The sequence below is a fragment of the Acidithiobacillus sp. TH-A117 genome, assembly GCF_057473465.1.
In genome coordinates, this window is sequence record NZ_JBYCKQ010000006.1 from 24,381 (window position 1) to 39,759 (window position 15,379).

General features: G+C 56.1%; 17 protein-coding genes and 1 tRNA gene. 13 read left to right on the top strand and 5 right to left on the bottom strand.

All coding sequences use genetic code 11. From position 1 onward, the window contains the following. Window positions 1-24: 24 nt before the first annotated feature. Window positions 25-1,692: an ABC transporter ATP-binding protein gene (locus AC2VLR_RS01320; protein ID WP_486880520.1), complete on the bottom strand. Its 1,668-nt coding sequence runs from the start codon at window positions 1,690-1,692 to the stop codon at window positions 25-27. Continuing rightward, window positions 1,689-2,012, bottom strand: coding sequence for a ferredoxin FdxA (gene fdxA / locus AC2VLR_RS01325; protein ID WP_101538505.1), 324 nt, complete (start codon window positions 2,010-2,012; stop codon window positions 1,689-1,691). Before fdxA ends, AC2VLR_RS01320 begins: the two co-directional genes overlap by 4 nt. Before the next feature lie 252 nt (window positions 2,013-2,264). On the opposite strand from fdxA, the gene AC2VLR_RS01330 reads away from it, so the two are divergent. After that, window positions 2,265-2,867: a peroxiredoxin gene (locus AC2VLR_RS01330; RefSeq protein WP_215842156.1), complete on the top strand. Its 603-nt coding sequence runs from the start codon at window positions 2,265-2,267 to the stop codon at window positions 2,865-2,867. 67 nt (window positions 2,868-2,934) lie between these two features. On the opposite strand, the gene AC2VLR_RS01335 is transcribed toward AC2VLR_RS01330, so the two are convergent. Continuing rightward, the gene (locus AC2VLR_RS01335; protein ID WP_486880521.1) at window positions 2,935-3,660 is read right to left on the bottom strand and encodes a hypothetical protein; all 726 of its coding nucleotides are present in this window, start codon (window positions 3,658-3,660) and stop codon (window positions 2,935-2,937) included. A 103-nt stretch (window positions 3,661-3,763) separates the two neighbouring features. Between AC2VLR_RS01335 and AC2VLR_RS01340 the strand changes: the two genes are divergently transcribed. The 12 genes from AC2VLR_RS01340 to cydC all read left to right on the top strand — a co-directional run bounded on the left by AC2VLR_RS01340 (window position 3,764) and on the right by cydC (window position 13,917). Continuing rightward, complete coding sequence (locus tag AC2VLR_RS01340) at window positions 3,764-4,621, top strand: PHP domain-containing protein (RefSeq protein ID WP_486880522.1); 858 nt, start codon at window positions 3,764-3,766, stop codon at window positions 4,619-4,621. A 36-nt stretch (window positions 4,622-4,657) separates the two neighbouring features. Further along, complete coding sequence (locus AC2VLR_RS01345) at window positions 4,658-5,695, top strand: AI-2E family transporter (RefSeq protein ID WP_486880523.1); 1,038 nt, start codon at window positions 4,658-4,660, stop codon at window positions 5,693-5,695. A 91-nt stretch (window positions 5,696-5,786) separates the two neighbouring features. Next, window positions 5,787-6,218, top strand: coding sequence for a hypothetical protein (locus AC2VLR_RS01350; protein ID WP_215842160.1), 432 nt, complete (start codon window positions 5,787-5,789; stop codon window positions 6,216-6,218). Between the two features lie 7 nt (window positions 6,219-6,225). Beyond that, window positions 6,226-6,696 carry a hypothetical protein gene (locus AC2VLR_RS01355; protein WP_486880524.1) on the top strand — a complete coding sequence of 157 codons (471 nt, stop codon included), beginning with the start codon at window positions 6,226-6,228 and terminating at the stop codon, window positions 6,694-6,696. Then, complete coding sequence (gene rlmB, locus AC2VLR_RS01360; RefSeq protein WP_486880525.1) at window positions 6,689-7,465, top strand: 23S rRNA (guanosine(2251)-2'-O)-methyltransferase RlmB; 777 nt, start codon at window positions 6,689-6,691, stop codon at window positions 7,463-7,465. Before AC2VLR_RS01355 ends, rlmB begins: the two co-directional genes overlap by 8 nt. A 12-nt stretch (window positions 7,466-7,477) precedes the next feature. After that, the gene (locus AC2VLR_RS01365) at window positions 7,478-8,251 is read left to right on the top strand and encodes a TatD family hydrolase (RefSeq protein ID WP_215842162.1); all 774 of its coding nucleotides are present in this window, start codon (window positions 7,478-7,480) and stop codon (window positions 8,249-8,251) included. Continuing rightward, entirely contained in the window at window positions 8,248-8,394 is a 147-nt protein-coding gene (locus AC2VLR_RS01370; RefSeq protein ID WP_486880526.1) for a hypothetical protein, read from the top strand. The genes AC2VLR_RS01365 and AC2VLR_RS01370 overlap by 4 nt, the downstream gene beginning before the upstream one ends. Beyond that, the gene (locus AC2VLR_RS01375) at window positions 8,385-9,005 is read left to right on the top strand and encodes an MBL fold metallo-hydrolase (protein ID WP_486880527.1); all 621 of its coding nucleotides are present in this window, start codon (window positions 8,385-8,387) and stop codon (window positions 9,003-9,005) included. The genes AC2VLR_RS01370 and AC2VLR_RS01375 overlap by 10 nt, the downstream gene beginning before the upstream one ends. 46 nt (window positions 9,006-9,051) lie before the next feature. Next, window positions 9,052-9,127, top strand: a tRNA-Ala gene (locus tag AC2VLR_RS01380). 76 nt (window positions 9,128-9,203) lie between these two features. Then, window positions 9,204-10,331, top strand: coding sequence for an FIST signal transduction protein (locus AC2VLR_RS01385; protein ID WP_486880528.1), 1,128 nt, complete (start codon window positions 9,204-9,206; stop codon window positions 10,329-10,331). A gap of 75 nt (window positions 10,332-10,406) precedes the next feature. Further along, a complete protein-coding gene (cydD, locus tag AC2VLR_RS01390; RefSeq protein ID WP_486880529.1) occupies window positions 10,407-12,161 on the top strand; it encodes a thiol reductant ABC exporter subunit CydD in 1,755 nt (584 codons plus the stop codon). Continuing rightward, window positions 12,154-13,917, top strand: a complete 1,764-nt coding sequence (cydC, locus tag AC2VLR_RS01395) for a thiol reductant ABC exporter subunit CydC (RefSeq protein WP_486880530.1) — start codon at window positions 12,154-12,156, stop codon at window positions 13,915-13,917. Before cydD ends, cydC begins: the two co-directional genes overlap by 8 nt. 110 nt (window positions 13,918-14,027) lie before the next feature. Here the strand turns inward: cydC and AC2VLR_RS01400 are convergent, their stop codons facing one another. Continuing rightward, window positions 14,028-14,378 (bottom strand): hypothetical protein, encoded by a 351-nt coding sequence (locus AC2VLR_RS01400; protein WP_486880531.1) that lies wholly within the window; start codon window positions 14,376-14,378, stop codon window positions 14,028-14,030. A 2-nt stretch (window positions 14,379-14,380) separates the two neighbouring features. Beyond that, window positions 14,381-15,349 (bottom strand): CAF17-like 4Fe-4S cluster assembly/insertion protein YgfZ, encoded by a 969-nt coding sequence (ygfZ, locus tag AC2VLR_RS01405; protein WP_486880532.1) that lies wholly within the window; start codon window positions 15,347-15,349, stop codon window positions 14,381-14,383. Window positions 15,350-15,379 lie beyond the last annotated feature (30 nt).

Consider the following 15,379-nt stretch of genomic DNA (forward strand, 5'->3'; position numbering starts at 1 on the left):
TGCTTCATGCCGGGCCTTTTACGATCAACCCTGAAGGCGTTTTCCCCGCTCCAGACGGATGACCTGATCGGCAAGGCGGGTGGTGCGGGGGCGATGGGCGACGATCAGGATGGTTTTCTGGCCATGCAATTCCGCCAGGGTTTCGGCAATGCGTTCTTCGCTTTCGCTGTCAAGATTGCTGGTCGCCTCGTCCAGGACCAGCACTGGGCGATCCAGATAGAGGGCGCGGGCAATAGCGAGACGCTGGCGTTGCCCCCCCGAAAAATTGGCGCCATTGCCCTGGATCATGCTGTCCAGCCCGCCGCTCCGCGCCAGAAAGTCCCAGGCATGGGCTTGTCGCGCCGCTGTTTCGGCGCGCTGGCGATCCGGCTGGCTTTCGCCATAGGCAATATTGCTGAGGACGCTTCCCGTAAACAACACCGGTTCCTGGGCCACAAAACTGAAATAGCGGCGATAGTCGCCGTCGGGTATCCGCGCTTTATCGGTGCCAGCGACGCTGATGCTGCCTGCACTGGCCGGGAGCAAACCCAGAATGACCCGCACCAGGCTGGTTTTTCCGCTGCCGCTGGGACCGACGATGGCCGTGGTGCTCTGAGGCGGGATAGAAATATCCAATCCCTGGAGAATTTGCTCCACACCCAGTTGCAGGCGCAGATCATGGCATTGCCAGGTTCCCCAGGGCTGGGGGCTGGGTGAAGTTTCGGTGTGTTCTGCAGGTTGGTCGAGCCAGGCAAACAACCGATCAGCCGCCGAGAGTCCCTGCTGTAATTGATTGTTGGCGGAGGACAGTTGGCGCAAGGGTTCATAAATCAAGCCCAGTGCCGTAAAAAAACTGAAAAAAGCGCCGGTGCTCATGTTGCCGTTGACCACCTGACTGCCGCCGAGGTAAATAATGGCGGCGATACCCAGCGCTGCGATCATTTCCATCACCGGCACCGTAGCCTTCTGGATGCGGGCGATTTGCATCATCAAGATAAAGTAATGCTGGGCCTGGCGGGCAAAGCGGTTCGCTTCGAAGGGTTCCCCGCCCTGGCTTTTGATGACTTCCACCCCGCGCAGACTTTGGGAGAACTGATCCATGATTTCTCCCATCTGCTCCTGCTGGGTATTGCCTCTGTGCCGGAGCTTCTGGCCAAAGCGGATCAGAGGATAAAAGGCTATGGGCAGGGTGATGAGGCTGATCAGCGCCAATTGCCAGCTCATGTAAAACACCACAAAAAGCAGGCCAACTATCTGAAAAGTAGATAGAAAAAAACGTGCCAGCACCGACAGTCCCTGTTGCAGCAAGGTCAGGTCCAGGCTCATGCGCGACAGGGTGCTGCCATGACTGTGGTCAATGAGCACCTCCAGGGGCAGGCGCAGGGTATGAGCAAAGAGTTTTTCGCGCAAACCGCGCAGGACTTCTTCCTCGACCCGGGCGAGATTGATGGCCTGGAGGTAATCGGCAGCGCCTTTGACCGCATAAATGAGAATGACACCCAAGGGTAACCAGACCAGCATGTTGGCGCGATGCTGGATGAATATCTGGTCGAGCACAGGTTTGATGATGTAGGCCATGGCGCCCATGGCCGCAGCGGAAATCACCATGAACAACATCGCTACGGCAATGCGCCCCCGATAGGGACGCACCAGAGCCAGGAGGCGCTGAAAACTCCGGGAGCTTAGCGCGGCGGGGGCGCCAGGGGTACTCACTCTTCGAGCAGGCCGCGTTTATCCTTGACTTCCAGCCAGGCGTCGGCGTCTTCCGGCGCGGCTTTTTTCTGGATGATGGCTGGCCAGACCTTGGCCAGGCGGGCATTGATTTCCTCGAATGCTTCCTGGCCCTCAGGCATGTCATCGTCCCGGAAAATGGCCCCGGCAGGGCATTCCGGCTCGCAAAGGGTGCAGTCAATGCATTCGTCGGGGTCAATCACCAGAAAATTTGGACCTTCGCGAAAACAGTCCACCGGACAGACATCCACACAGTCCGTATATTTGCATTTGATACAAGATTCAGTCACCACGTAGGTCATGGGGGCCGGGCTCCTTGGGTTTATCTCAATTCGGTTGAAGGGTGGCCGGGCTGCCCCGGCAATCTGGGCGCCCATTCTAGCCCAAGGTCGCACGCCTGCCCACTATTTACAGTGACGTTATTGACAAATGCTGTTTGCAAAACATGGCAGATTACGCGCTGAGTTCCTCAAGCCCGGATGGCAAGGCCATGGAGAATTCGCTATAGTTCAAATCTGGACTTTATCCCAGCAACGGACAAGGAGGAAATTCCCATGGCAGTATTGGTTGGTAAAAACGCCCCTGACTTTGTGGCCCCGGCAGTCATGCCTGACAACAGCATCAATGAGAAATTCCAGTTTTCACAGCATATCAAAGGCAAGTATGCGGTACTTTTCTTTTACCCCCTGGACTTCACCTTTGTTTGTCCTTCGGAAATCCTGGCCTTCAATCATCGTCTGCAAGAATTCAAAAGCCGCAACACCGAAGTGATCGCCTGTAGCGTCGATTCCCATTTCACTCATCTGGCCTGGAAAAATACCCCCGAAGAAAAAGGCGGTATCGGTCAGATCCAGTTGCCCATGGTTGCCGACTTATCCAAGAGCATTGCCCGCAATTATGACGTGCTGCTCAATGATGAAGTGGCGCTGCGCGGTTCCTTCTTGATCGACCGTCAGGGTGTGGTTCGCCATGAAGTCGTCAATGATCTGCCCCTGGGCCGCAACATTGACGAAATGATTCGCATGGTCGATGCCCTGCAGTTCTCCGAGGAGCATGGCGAAGTCTGCCCGGCCCAATGGGAAAAAGGCAAAGCCGGCATGACCCCCACCGGCGCTGGCGTGGCGGAATTCCTGGCCAAACACGGCAAAGATCTGTAACGCCTTTACACCGCAGCGAAAAAAGGCCCGGTAGCATTGTGCTCCGGGCCTTTTCCGTAAATCCGGATCAATGCAAACTATGCCCCGCATTACGGGCTGCTTCAGCCATGACCGCTTTGACTTCTGCGGAGAAATCGCCCCGGTTGACCTGCTGCATGCCTTCCTGAAAAAACGTGTTGGCGTCGGCGGGGAGATGATGGGTGAGGGCGGCAAAAGCCTTGCGCATTTCTGCAGTATCCTGGGCGCGGGTAGCGGTAATGCCCCAGTTCAACAACAAGATGCGCCAGGGGCGCTGGGGATCGGCGCTGTCCAGGTCGGCCGCATAGTCCGCTGATGCGGCGCTCACCACTTCACCCATCAAATGTGCCAGGGGCTTGAGCGCCTCAGCTTCGTTGTTACTGTTGGCCAGTACCGCCAGGCCATTGACCACTGGTTCCAGAGTGTGCAATGCGCCGTGCTGGGCGCAGAGCCAGGCAGCAATGCTGACGGTGATCATTTCCAGGGCAATTTTGGCCTGCTTTTCACCAAGCCGATCCGCCCAGGTAGCGAGATCCATGAGCAAGCCGATAGTCAGGTCGGCAATACGTTCGGGTTCGTCTTCGGGCAAGCCGGGGTCCCATTCGGTGACATCAGTGCCTAATACCGTGAACAACTGCCGCAAGGCATCTACAATCATGGGCGGGGTGATTTGCTCCCCGGTAGCAATGCCACTGCTGGCAAAAGCTGCCAGAACGGGCTGGGTGTATTGTTCAAAGCGCTTCTGCGCCCCGGCGATGTCGAGAATAAGAGCCACGATTTTCTCCTGATATGCCCAAAGAAGTACTGCATGTTATGCTAGCATGTAATCGTCGGGTTGCTGCAGTGGAAGGCACCCACCAAGCTCGGGAATGAATTTTATGCATCAGAAAATGTTTTCACCTATTGACTTGCACATGCACTCGCTGGCTTCCGATGGCACCATGCACCCCCGGGACCTGGTCCAGCGGGTTCATGATTCGGGTGTCCAGGTCATGGCTCTGACGGATCATGACAACACGGCCGGCCTGGCGGAAGCAGGCGAGAAGGCCACCGAACTGGGCATACAGCTGATTCCCGGGGTAGAGGTGTCCAGTGAGTGGGAAACCCAGGGCATTCATATTGTCGGGCTTTTTGTGGACCCGGAGAATGGCGTGCTGCAGGAAGGACTGGCGAAAATCATGGCTTTTCGTGACTGGCGTGCCACGGAGATCAGTCGCTTGCTGGAAGTCGCCGGCATTCCCGGAGCCGAAGCGGGTGCTCGCGCTATGGCAGGTAGTCGCATGGTTGGACGCAGTCATTTTGGCCGCTGGCTGGTGCGCGCGGGCCATTGTGCGGATGCCAGCGAGGCTTTCGGCAAATATCTCGGGAGGGGCTGTCCGGCCTATGTCCCCAGTGACTGGATTCCCATGTCCGAAGCTGTGCGCTGGATTAACAGCGCCGGCGGTTCTGCCATTCTCGCTCATCCCGGGCGTTACAAACTCAGTGCCAGCCGCTTACGCGCCCTGCTGACCGCCTTTCGTGAAGCCGGTGGTGCGGGTCTCGAAGTCTGCTCCGGGAGTCAGGCCGCTGGCGATCGGGAGCATCTCGGGCGTCTGGCCAGGGAGCTGGATTTGCTGGGTTCAGTAGGTTCGGATTTTCATGGCCCCGATATCGGCCATGCGGCTATTGGCCAACTGTTGCCCCTGCCCGACGGGGTGGAGCCGGTCTGGACCCGGGCCGGTATCCAGCTTCATTGATGACCTGAGATCAGGTTACTACCCCCGAGGGATCCGGTGCCCAAAGACCAGGAAAATTCGCGCTATGCCCTTTGGGGTCTGGGTTTGCTGCTGCTCATTTATGCCGGAGCAGCTTACACCCTGAGCCCCTTCGCCGGACCATTGTTGATGGGGGCAGTGTTGACTACGGTCGGCTGGCCCTGGCAACTGCGCATGGAAAGAACCTTTCATCTGCCGCGCTGGTTGGGTTCCCTGGTCCATGCCGTCGCCTGGATTGCCATCATCATTATTCCGGCGGTGATTATTGTCGATACCATTCTGCCCAAGGTGGCCCTGCTGATTGCCCGCTGGCAGTCGGGAAACTCCCTGCTGATGGTGCCTCCCGAGGTCATGCAGATTCCGTATATCGGCCACTGGTTACGCTATCATCTGAGTGCCCTGAATGGCGCCTATATGTCCTCTTTTATCAGCACCCACGCCAGCATCATTACCGACTCCCTGAGCCAGCTCTGGATTTTTACCCTGCATACCTTTTTTGCCGCCCTCACCGTATTTGCCCTGGCTTTGCATGGTGAGCGCATTACCGAGGCCCTGCGCCTGGGTACCACCCAACTCTGGGGGCGTGATCGGGGGGACCGCTTTCTGGCTGCCTGCCGGGATGCTGCCCGTTCGGTATTGATTGGTTTGATTGGTGTGGGTGTTATCGAAGGGATGTTTATTGGTATTGCCTATGCCTTGGCGGGCCTGGCCCTGTGGCCGCTGTGGCTGGTGGCTACGGCTCTTATTTCACCCTTGCCTTTCGGCGCGACGGCGGTGGTGGGTGCCGCAACCATCTGGCTGGCCTTTACCGGGCACTGGATTGCCGGTTTGGCGGTACTGGGCTGGGGGCTTTTTGTCATTACTGTGGCCGATCTGGTCGTCCGCCCGCTACTCACCGGATCGCAAACCCAGGCACCGTTTTTTCTGGTGTTTTTCAGTATCCTCGGAGGTGCTGAAGCTTTTGGCTTGATCGGACTGATTATCGGCCCTATTCTGGTCTTGCTGGCGCGGGGCGTCTGGCGGGCCTGGGAACGCCGTATCCGTCTTCAGGAATGATTTCTTAAGATCTTGTCCTGGCCAACGTCAGGAACGTAAGGCGTTTTTAATGATCTAACGGTCAGAATTTCTTGTGAAGCAGGAGCGTATCATGGACTACACAATGCTTGATCAACAGTACAATCAATTGCAACAACAGACCCAGAATAATCTGCAGGCCTTGCAGCAGGTGGCCGGTCGGGTGAACAGTCTGGCCCCGGATAATATGACCGCCCGGGAAATCAACATGGAACTGCGCGGTCTGGCCATGAATCTGCAGCAACAGCAGCAGAATATCGGGATGATGATGCAGCAGATGGCCCAGCGCATTCAGCAACTGGAAATGCAGATGCAGGGCCAGATGCAAGGCATGAATCAACAGGGTATGAACCCCAATATGCAGCAGCGTCCCTGGAATGCCCCCATGCAAGGTCAGCCGGGTATGGGCAGTGGCTTTCTGGGGAATGTCATGACCGGATTGGGACTGGGTGCCGGTTTCGGGGTGGCTGAAAATATTGTCGATGACATTTTCGACAGTTTCTGAGTAGCGCGTGCCTGAACAAGCACGCGAAGACTGGTTGGCTCTTGAAAAAGCCATACTGCAATGGGCAGGGGGTATGGGCTGGCGTCTCGAACGCACCGGTCCTCTGCGCCGGGGTGTCTGGCCAGTGCCGCGCCTGGAGTTTTTGCGCGAAGGGGTTTTGACGCCGGAAATCTGGGACCAGTTTTCGGCAGTCTGTCCGCTTTTCGAGTCTTTTGTCGCAGGTCGTCGCGAGGCCCTGAGTCACGAAGGTATCCCGGTCAAGTTTTATCAGGTCGAAAAACCGGCCTGGGGATTTGCCCAGATGGCCCATACGGGACCAGCTGAATGGGTGGCTTATTGCCGGAATCGGAGGGGTTGGGATCAGCTTCCCGCCGAAAGCGAACAGGCAGCTTTTGCCCGCATCGGCTTGGGATTTCTTCCACCCGAAGCGCGACATATGCATGAAATAATCACACCCGGCGAGGAGCCACATGCCTGAAGAGCAGCTGTATGGGATTCATGCCGTCGAGGCAGCCCTGGATGCTGGCGAGTTGGGGGCTCTCTGGTTCGCGACGGAGCGGCGCGATGACGAACGCCTGAAACCGTTGCTGGCAAAAGCCCGTGACCAGAATCTGACAGTCCATGAATTGCGGCATGCTGCTCTGGCGCGTAAATTCAATACGGATAAACACCAGGGGATCGCGGGGGTATTGCAGCAGCAGCCGGAAGCGGATCTGACGGATATTCTGGAGCAACTGGGCGGTCACGGATTCTTGCTGGTGCTAGACGGGGTGCTGGATCCCCATAATCTTGGGGCCTGCCTGCGTAGTGCCGAAGCAGCAGGGGTAAATGCAGTCATCCTGCCCAAGGATAATGCCTGTCCAGTCAATGCCACGGCGCGCAAGGCTGCAGCCGGTGCAGCTTCACGCCTGCCGGTCTGTACGGTCACCAATCTGGCCCGCAGTCTGGCCTCCTTGCAGGAAGCGGGCTACTGGCTGGTGGGAATGGCCGGAGAGGGCTCGCAGAATCTTTATACCCTGAATCTGAACATGCCTCTGGTGATGATCATGGGTGGGGAAGGTAAAGGGCTGCGGCGGCTGACGCGGGAACATTGTGATTATCTCGCCCACATCCCCATGGCCGGGGCCATGGAGAGCCTGAATGTGTCCGTGGCCACCGGCATCTGTCTTTTTGAGGCTGCTCGCCAACGCCAGGGGCTTGGGTTACAGTCCGGTACCATTCAGAATACATCCAGTCATCCACTCTAAACAGGTTTCCTCATGCTGGTAGATTCCCACTGTCATCTGGATTTTGAAGATTTTGCCGAAGATCGCGCGCAGATTCTGGAACGTGCCCGCGCTGCCGGAGTGCAGGAGCTGCTTATCGCTGCGGTTGTGCAGAAACATTGGGCGCGGGTGCAGGCACTGGCGGCGGAAAATGAAGGCATCTGGGCCGCCGCCGGCGTCCATCCCAACGAGCCGGAAGCGGAAACACCCGGTATGGATGTCCTGCTTGCGGCTCTATCTGCTGACAAGGTGGTGGCAGTCGGAGAAACCGGGCTGGATTATTTTCGCAGTGAAGGCGATCTGCGCTGGCAACAGGAACGCTTTGCCCGTCATATTGCCGCATCCAAGGCCACGGGCAAACCGGTGATTGTGCACACTCGCGCCGCCGCCGCCGATACTCTGGCCCTCATGCGCAGCGAAGATGCCCGGGCATCCGGAGGCGTCATTCACTGCTTTACGGAAGACTGGGATTTTGCCCGCGCGGCCCTGGATCTGGGCTTTTATATTTCCCTATCAGGCATTGTGACCTTCAAGAAGTCGGTAGATCTGCAGGACGTGGCCCGCAAATTGCCTCTGGATCGCCTGCTGGTGGAAACCGATGCACCCTATCTGGCTCCCACGCCCATGCGCGGTAAACGCAATGAACCGGCTTATGTGCATCATGTCGCGCAATTTCTTGCGGAATTACGGGGTGAAACTTTGGCCGAACTGGCCCGGCAAACCAGCGCTAACTTTCATCGCCTCTTTGTCCCGATGGTGCCGGCATGAAAATTACTTTTCTGGGCACAGGATCCAGCGCCGGCACCCCAGTCATTGCCTGCCAGTGCCCTGTCTGTCACAGTAGTGACCCCCGCAATCACCGCCGCCGCGCCAGTATTCTGGTAGAGCAGGGCGACCAGTTTTGCTGGTAGATACCGGGCCCGACCTGCGCCAGCAAATGCTGGATGCCCGGGTACAACAGCTCAGCGCCGTGCTCTATACCCATTTTCATGCAGATCACATCAACGGCATTGATGACCTGCGCGCCTTCAACTTCGCCCAGAAAATCGTCATTCCCTGTTATGCCGATGAAAAAACGGCCACGGAACTGGAAACCCGTTTTCGCTATTGTTTTCTGCCGCCCGATGCCGCCTGGGCAAAGCCTTCCCTGTCCATGCATCGCTTTACGAGTTCCCTGACTTTTGGCGCGTTGCCGGTTACGCCCGTCCCCATCATGCATGGTAAATTAGCCATTCTCGGCTTCCGCTTTGGGGATGTGGCCTATTTGACGGATCTCAAAAGCATTCCCGATGAAAGTTTGCTGCTACTGCAAAACTTGAATTTATTGATCCTCGATTGTCTGCGCTACGAAGCTCATCCCACCCATCTGAATGTGGAAGAAGCCCTTTACTGGACCCGCCGCATAGGTGCCAGGCAAACTATTTTTACACATATGACGCATGACATTGATTATGCAAAATTTGCCGCTGAACTTCCGGCTGGCATCACTCCCGCTTATGACGGGATGGTGATACAGCAGTAGAAATCGTTTGACAGTGCCGGGGCAAATCCCTATATTACGCGACATCGGGGCCATAGCTCAGCTGGGAGAGCGCTTGAATGGCATTCAAGAGGTCAGCGGTTCGATCCCGCTTGGCTCCACCAGATACGCGAAAAGAGTCAGAGTTCAGCTCTGGCTCTTTTCGCGTTTTAGCCCTTCACCATTTCCGGAGGAAGAATAGTGCACGCCTTCAAGCCACCGTTTGCTTATGGACACGCTTCTGATCCCGATTGGCGCGTAGCTTTGGCGGGCGCCCTGGCGATGGCTGGCAGCCAGGCGCTTACCGGCACCTTGGGATTTCTATACCTGTCTGATGAATTTGAGAATGATCTCCCGGATCTGTTGGCGGAGTTGAAACTCAGGGTGGATGTTCCGCACTGGACCGGTTGCGTGGGCATTGGCATATGTGCCACCGCGCAGGAATATCTCGATCAACCTGCTCTGGCGCTGATGGTTACGGATTTTCCGGAATCGGATTTTACGGTTTTTTCAGGAATGACGACGGTGCTCAGTACCCAGCCACCCCTGCTCAATGGAGTTCCCCCTTATTTTGCGATAGTTCACGGTGACCCGGCCACCAGTGCCTTGCCTGAATTGGTGCAGCATTGTGCGGGCATGACGCAAAGCGGGTTTATCACCGGCGGTCTTAGCAGTAGTCGGGGTAAAAGCGCACAAATTGCTGACAAAACCCTGCATGGCGGGGTGAGTGGGGTGTTTTTTAGCGATCAGGTGGCTATTGCTACCCGTCTTTCCCAGGGCTGCAGCCCCATCGGACCAGTGCATATTATTGGTGAAGCCCGCAGTAACTTGCTAGGGACGCTTGACGGCCGTCCCGCCCTCGATGTGCTCTACGAAGAAATCGGTGAGGTACTCTCCCGGGATTTGCAGCGGGCAGCAGGCTATATATTTGCCGCTTTGCCGGTCGCCAACGATGACCGGGGCGATTACACCGTGCGCAATCTGATTGGTGTAGATATGAAGCAGAAGGTACTGGCGATTGGCGAATATATCGAATCGGGCCAGGCGCTGATGTTTTGCAAGCGCGATGGTGGCACGGCCCGGGAAGATTTGTTGAGAATGCTGGGTGAGCTGGAAAAACTGGTGGATGGAAGGCCCATTCGCGGAGGCCTGTATTTTTCCTGTCTGGGCAGAGGTGAGGGTTTGTTTGGGCCGGATTCTGCGGAACTGCGTTTGATTGAATCCCGGCTGGGCCATTTTCCCCTCGTCGGATTTTTCGCCAATGGGGAAATATCCCACGACAAAATATATGGTTATACCGGAGTGCTGACCCTTTTTCTGGGTGATTGAGTACGGATTAGGTCTTACCAGGTGAGATAAACGCCGGACTGTGTTACTGTTGCATAAGTATATTAGAGGTTGATAATGTCTAAACCAGTACGCATAGATCAACGCTTGATGCAGGAAGGGCGACGGACCCGGGGTACCTTGTACTTCGGGATTGGCTTGGGGCTGGCCGCCGGGCTGCTGATTATTCTCCAGGCTTTTATTCTCGCCCATATTGTCAATGGTGTCTCTTTTGAAGGACTGGGCCTGGCTGCCGTTATGCCTTTGCTCTGGGCCATGCTGGCATTGTTCGTGTTGCGGGCCGGTCTGTCCTGGGCCGGGGAACTAGTAGCGTTTCGGGCCAGCGCCAGCATCAAAAGCTATCTGCGGGAACAACTACTGAACCATTTGCTGCAACTGGGACCAGTGGCCATTGCCGGGGAGCGCAGTGCGGATATTGCCAGCACCATGATTGAGGGTGTCGAGGCACTGGAGCCTTATTTTTCCCGCTATTTGCCGCAAATGGCCCTGGTCAGTCTGATTCCTCTGGCCATTCTGGTGGTAGTCTTTCCCGAGGACTGGATCAGTGGTCTGATCTTGTTGATTACCGGCCCGCTGGTGCCTTTTTTCATGGTGCTGGTCGGTTATGCGGCCGAATCGGTCAATCAGCGCCAGTGGCGCAAAATGCTGCTGATGAGCGCACACTTTCTGGACGTGGTGCAGGGATTGACCACGCTGAAGATTTTCGGTCGTGCCAAGGATGAAATCGAAATTGTGGCGCGTATATCCGATGATTACCGGCGCAGTACCATGGCAGGTTTGCGGGTGGCTTTTTTGACCTCAGCTGTATTGGAGTTTTTTGCCAGCCTCTCCATTGCCCTGGTGGCCGTTTCACTGGGTGCCCGCCTGTTGCAGGTTCACGCCGCAGTCACCTTTTATACCGCATTTTTCGTTTTGCTGTTGGCTCCCGAGTATTTTAATCCGCTGCGCGGCCTTTCCACCCATTATCATGCCCGCATGAGCGCCATTGCTGCAGCCAAGCGCATTTTCGAAATTCTGGATATGCCCCTGCCGGAAAAACCACAACCTGCCGCAGATTATGTGCATTCCCAAGAAATCAGTCTGGTCATTCGCGATCTGTGTTTTTCCTATGAACCCGGTCGTATGGCCCTGGATGGGGTCACGGCTGAATTTCCTGCGGGCAAGGTAACGGCCCTGGTAGGTTCCAGCGGTGCCGGCAAAAGTACTCTGGCCAATGCCATTCTCGGGTTTGTCCATGCCGATAAGGGCGAGATTCTCGTCAATGGGCAGATGCCCTTGAATGCCATCGATCCGCAATTGTGGTGGCGACAACTCGCCTGGGTCCCACAAAATCCCCGGCTTTTTCATGGCAGCATTGCCGACAATATCCGTATGGGTCAAGCCGATGCAGATCTCGCAGCACTCCGCGAAGCAGCCAAAAATGCCCATGCCCTGGAATTTATTGAAGCGCTGCCGCAAGGTTTTGACAGCATGATCGGGGATCTCGGTCAGGGACTTTCCGGTGGGCAAATTCAGCGCATTGCCCTGGCCCGGGCATTTCTCAAAAATCCGCCGCTGTTTATTCTCGATGAGGCAACCGCCAACCTCGACATGGAAAACGAGGCCTTGGTGCTGGATGCCATGCAGCGTTTAATTCAGGGTCGTACAGCCATTGTCATCGCCCACCGACTGGCTACTGCAGAACGCGCTGATCATATTATTGTGCTGGAGGCGGGCCGGGTGGCTGAAAGCGGAAGCCACCGGGAATTGTTGGCGGCAGGTGGTGTTTATGCCCGCATGGTGGCGGCTTATCGGGGAGAAATCCATGTCTGATTACTGGCGCCTTTTAAAACTGTTTTTTCCCTATAAATTCTGGATGCTGGGTGGTGCCCTCCTGGCGCTGCTGACCATATTGTCCAATTTTGGTCTGCTGGCACTGTCCGGCTGGTTTCTGGCCAGCGCTGCGCTGGCGGGGCTGGGTGGGTATGCCACCCTCAATTTATATAATTTTTTCTTGCCGGCCGCCGGAGTCAGAGCCTTTGCCACGACCCGGGTGATTTCCCGCTGGCTGGAACGGGTAATCACCCACGAAGCCACTTTTCGTTTGCTGGCGCAACTACGCAGCTGGTTTTACAGTCGGCTCGAACCGCTGGCACCGGCAGGACTGCAGGGGTATCGCTCGGGAGATATTTTATCCCGCCTGGTAGCGGATATAGACACCCTCAACAATTTTTATCTGCGTGTATTCACCCCTTTTCTGGTCGCGGGTCTGGCTACGCTGCTGATGTCCGGTTTTTTTGCATTTTTTGCCTGGCGCCTGGCCATCGCCCTGTTTTTGTTTCTGGCTGTTTCCGGACTGGCTTTGCCTCTGCTTGCAGAGCGTCTGGGTGCGCGCAGCGGCGCCGAAATGACCAATTTGCAGTCCGAATATCGGGTGCAGTTGGTGGATGGCATGCAAGGCATGGGGGAACTCCTCACTTATGGAGTGGGGCCGGAAATTCTGCGCCGCAGTAACCGTCTCAATGATGCCATCTTGCAGCGGCAGGCCAAAATGGCCCAGATCAGCGGTCTCGGCACCGCCGGGATGAGCTTCATGGGGAATCTGGCTATCTGGGTGATTTTGATTCTGGCTATTCCACTGATTCATGGCGGGCATCTTGGACCTTCGGATTTGCCCATGTTTGCCTTGGGGGTGATGGGATCTTTTGAAGCCATTGTTGCCTTACCGCTGGCTTTTCAGTTTCTCGGCCAGACCCGCCAGGCCGCCCGGCGCATATTCTCCGTGGCTGATAGCGCCTTGCCCTTTCCCGATGCCAGTGGCCCGGCTCCAGAAGTACAGCAACCGGACCTGTTGCTGGAGAATCTGCATTTACGTTATCCCGGTAGCCGGCAAGATGCCCTGGCCGGGGTGAATCTCCAGATCAAGGCAGGGAGTAAAGTGGCGGTACTGGGGGCAACAGGCGCTGGTAAAAGCAGCCTGGCCAATTTGTTATTGCGTTTTTATGACTATCAGTCGGGTAGTGCGCAATTGGGCGGGCATGAACTCAAAAGTTTTCCGGCTGATCAACTGCGGGAATACTTTGCCGTTGTCTCTCAGCGTTCTTACCTGTTTCACACCACTATCCGCGATAATCTGCTGGTAGCCAAGGGCGATGCGGAAGAAGAGGAACTCTGGAAGGCTCTGGCGGCGGCACAACTGGAAAGCTTTGTGCGCAGTCAACCCGATGGGCTGGACACCATTGTCGGTGAGGGCGGAGTAAAGCTGTCGGGCGGTCAGAGTCGGCGGGTGGCTATTGCTAGAGCAATCCTCAAAAATGCGCCCTGGCTGGTTCTCGACGAACCATCAGAAGGCCTCGATCCCATTACGGAAATGGAATTTCTCCGGGATTTGCAGCCCCTCATGGCCGGGCGCACAGTGTTGTATATTACTCACCGCCTGCTGGGCCTGGAGCAGATGGATCAGGTGTTTATTCTGGATGAAGGCCGCGTGGTTGAATCAGGAACCTATGCTGAGCTGCTGAAAAAAGGCGGACATCTCAGCCATTTTGCGACCTTCCGGAACGGTGTTGCCGGAGAAAAAATTTCCTGAAAAACCCGGTGCCGGGTAGGGGTGCTTTGTAAGCAGTTAGATCAGAAACATGTTATCCATGACGATATAACATCTGGCAGATTTACGTTGGGAATGTGTGTGAGATAACGCTACTGTTGGCCGCTGCCCGCACCAAGACTCCCCAGCAACTGGTTTTCCAGCGCCTTGCCCTGCTGGGCGGCCGACTGACAGGCCGGACTGGAAGGGTTCTGCAGACAGTGGAGTTCCTTGCCAAGAATGACCGTACTCTTTTTTTCCAGGGCGGCCTGGGTACTTTGAGTATGGGCCGGGGTGGTCAGCCAGGATACGCCATAGCCCAAGGCCGACGAGAGTATGGTGGCTACCAGGAATACCAGGAGCATCCGGGTGAATCCCGATTCCAGCCCCTGATCATCCAGAAAACGCTTGCTGTACCAGGAAAATACCGGATAACTGACCAGTCCTGCGACAATCCCCCACATTTTCAGGCCTCTTTGGGCATATCCAGGGGCAGGGTATAAGGTAGTTGCCGTATTTGTATTTCTGCACCGTTCACCGCCCCTACCCGGAGAGGCTCGCCGACATTGGCGGCACGTAGAACCGCCAAGGCCGCATACTGCCCTGGGCTGGATTCGGCACTATTGATGATCAGGCCGATACTTTGCTCACCCATGCTTTCGGCAAATACTTCAGCGCCCACCGCTAAAGGACCCCCGGCGCTGACCGCATACATCTGATTTTTGAGCTTGCCCAGGTAGTGGGAGCGTGCAACGATTTCCTGACCGGGATAGCAGCCTTTTTTGAAATTGATGCCGCCCAATACTTCCAGATTGAGTTCCTGGGGGATAACTTTCTCGCTGGTAGTCTGGCTGATGTAAGCCACCCCCGCATGGATGGCTGTCAAGCGCCATTGTTCCACAGAGGCTTCTTCTGCACCGGATTGCTTCAGGGCATCGCTCAACATGGCCAGTTTTCCGGCTGGAGCGATCAGCTGGTAGATTTCCTGTCCAGCCCAGGGCAGGCGGGTCAGCATCCAATCATCCTGAACGACACCGCTATTTTCATGCGCGGGCATGGCGCAGCCTAAAACCTCCGCCAGGTTTTTTCCGGCATCTGTTCCGTAAACAGCCAGTAGTCCATGCGCGGGTTCCGCATTTTCAATGTCCAGTTTGGCCATCATCCGGAATTTGCGCAGACGTTCTGCAACCAGCTCGACCAAGTTGGAGGAAAGACTCAACCAGAAGTGATCTTCACTACGCTGCACATAAAAATTGGCAATCATCCGCCCTTTGGCGGTGCTGTAACTGCTCCATTGTCCCTGGCCGCCACTGGTCAAGCTGCGCAGATCATTGGAGAATTGACCCTGCAGAAATTTTTCGGCGTCTGCGCCATGGGCGTGGATGAGTCCCAGTTCACGGTTGAGGAGGGAAAACTGGATGGCGGCTGATGTCATGAATATACTCCCGGTCGTGCTGATACATAG

Coding starts and splice junctions, on each gene's coding strand:
- AC2VLR_RS01365 (WP_215842162.1), top strand. CDS start 7,478: ATGCTGGTAGATTCCCACTGTCATCTGGATTTTGAAGATTTTGCCGAA.
- AC2VLR_RS01350 (WP_215842160.1), top strand. CDS start 5,787: ATGGACTACACAATGCTTGATCAACAGTACAATCAATTGCAACAACAG.
- ygfZ (WP_486880532.1), bottom strand. CDS start 15,349: ATGACATCAGCCGCCATCCAGTTTTCCCTCCTCAACCGTGAACTGGGA.
- cydD (WP_486880529.1), top strand. CDS start 10,407: ATGTCTAAACCAGTACGCATAGATCAACGCTTGATGCAGGAAGGGCGA.
- fdxA (WP_101538505.1), bottom strand. CDS start 2,012: ATGACCTACGTGGTGACTGAATCTTGTATCAAATGCAAATATACGGAC.
- rlmB (WP_486880525.1), top strand. CDS start 6,689: ATGCCTGAAGAGCAGCTGTATGGGATTCATGCCGTCGAGGCAGCCCTG.
- AC2VLR_RS01330 (WP_215842156.1), top strand. CDS start 2,265: ATGGCAGTATTGGTTGGTAAAAACGCCCCTGACTTTGTGGCCCCGGCA.
- AC2VLR_RS01400 (WP_486880531.1), bottom strand. CDS start 14,378: ATGTGGGGGATTGTCGCAGGACTGGTCAGTTATCCGGTATTTTCCTGG.
- AC2VLR_RS01340 (WP_486880522.1), top strand. CDS start 3,764: ATGCATCAGAAAATGTTTTCACCTATTGACTTGCACATGCACTCGCTG.
- AC2VLR_RS01370 (WP_486880526.1), top strand. CDS start 8,248: ATGAAAATTACTTTTCTGGGCACAGGATCCAGCGCCGGCACCCCAGTC.
- cydC (WP_486880530.1), top strand. CDS start 12,154: ATGTCTGATTACTGGCGCCTTTTAAAACTGTTTTTTCCCTATAAATTC.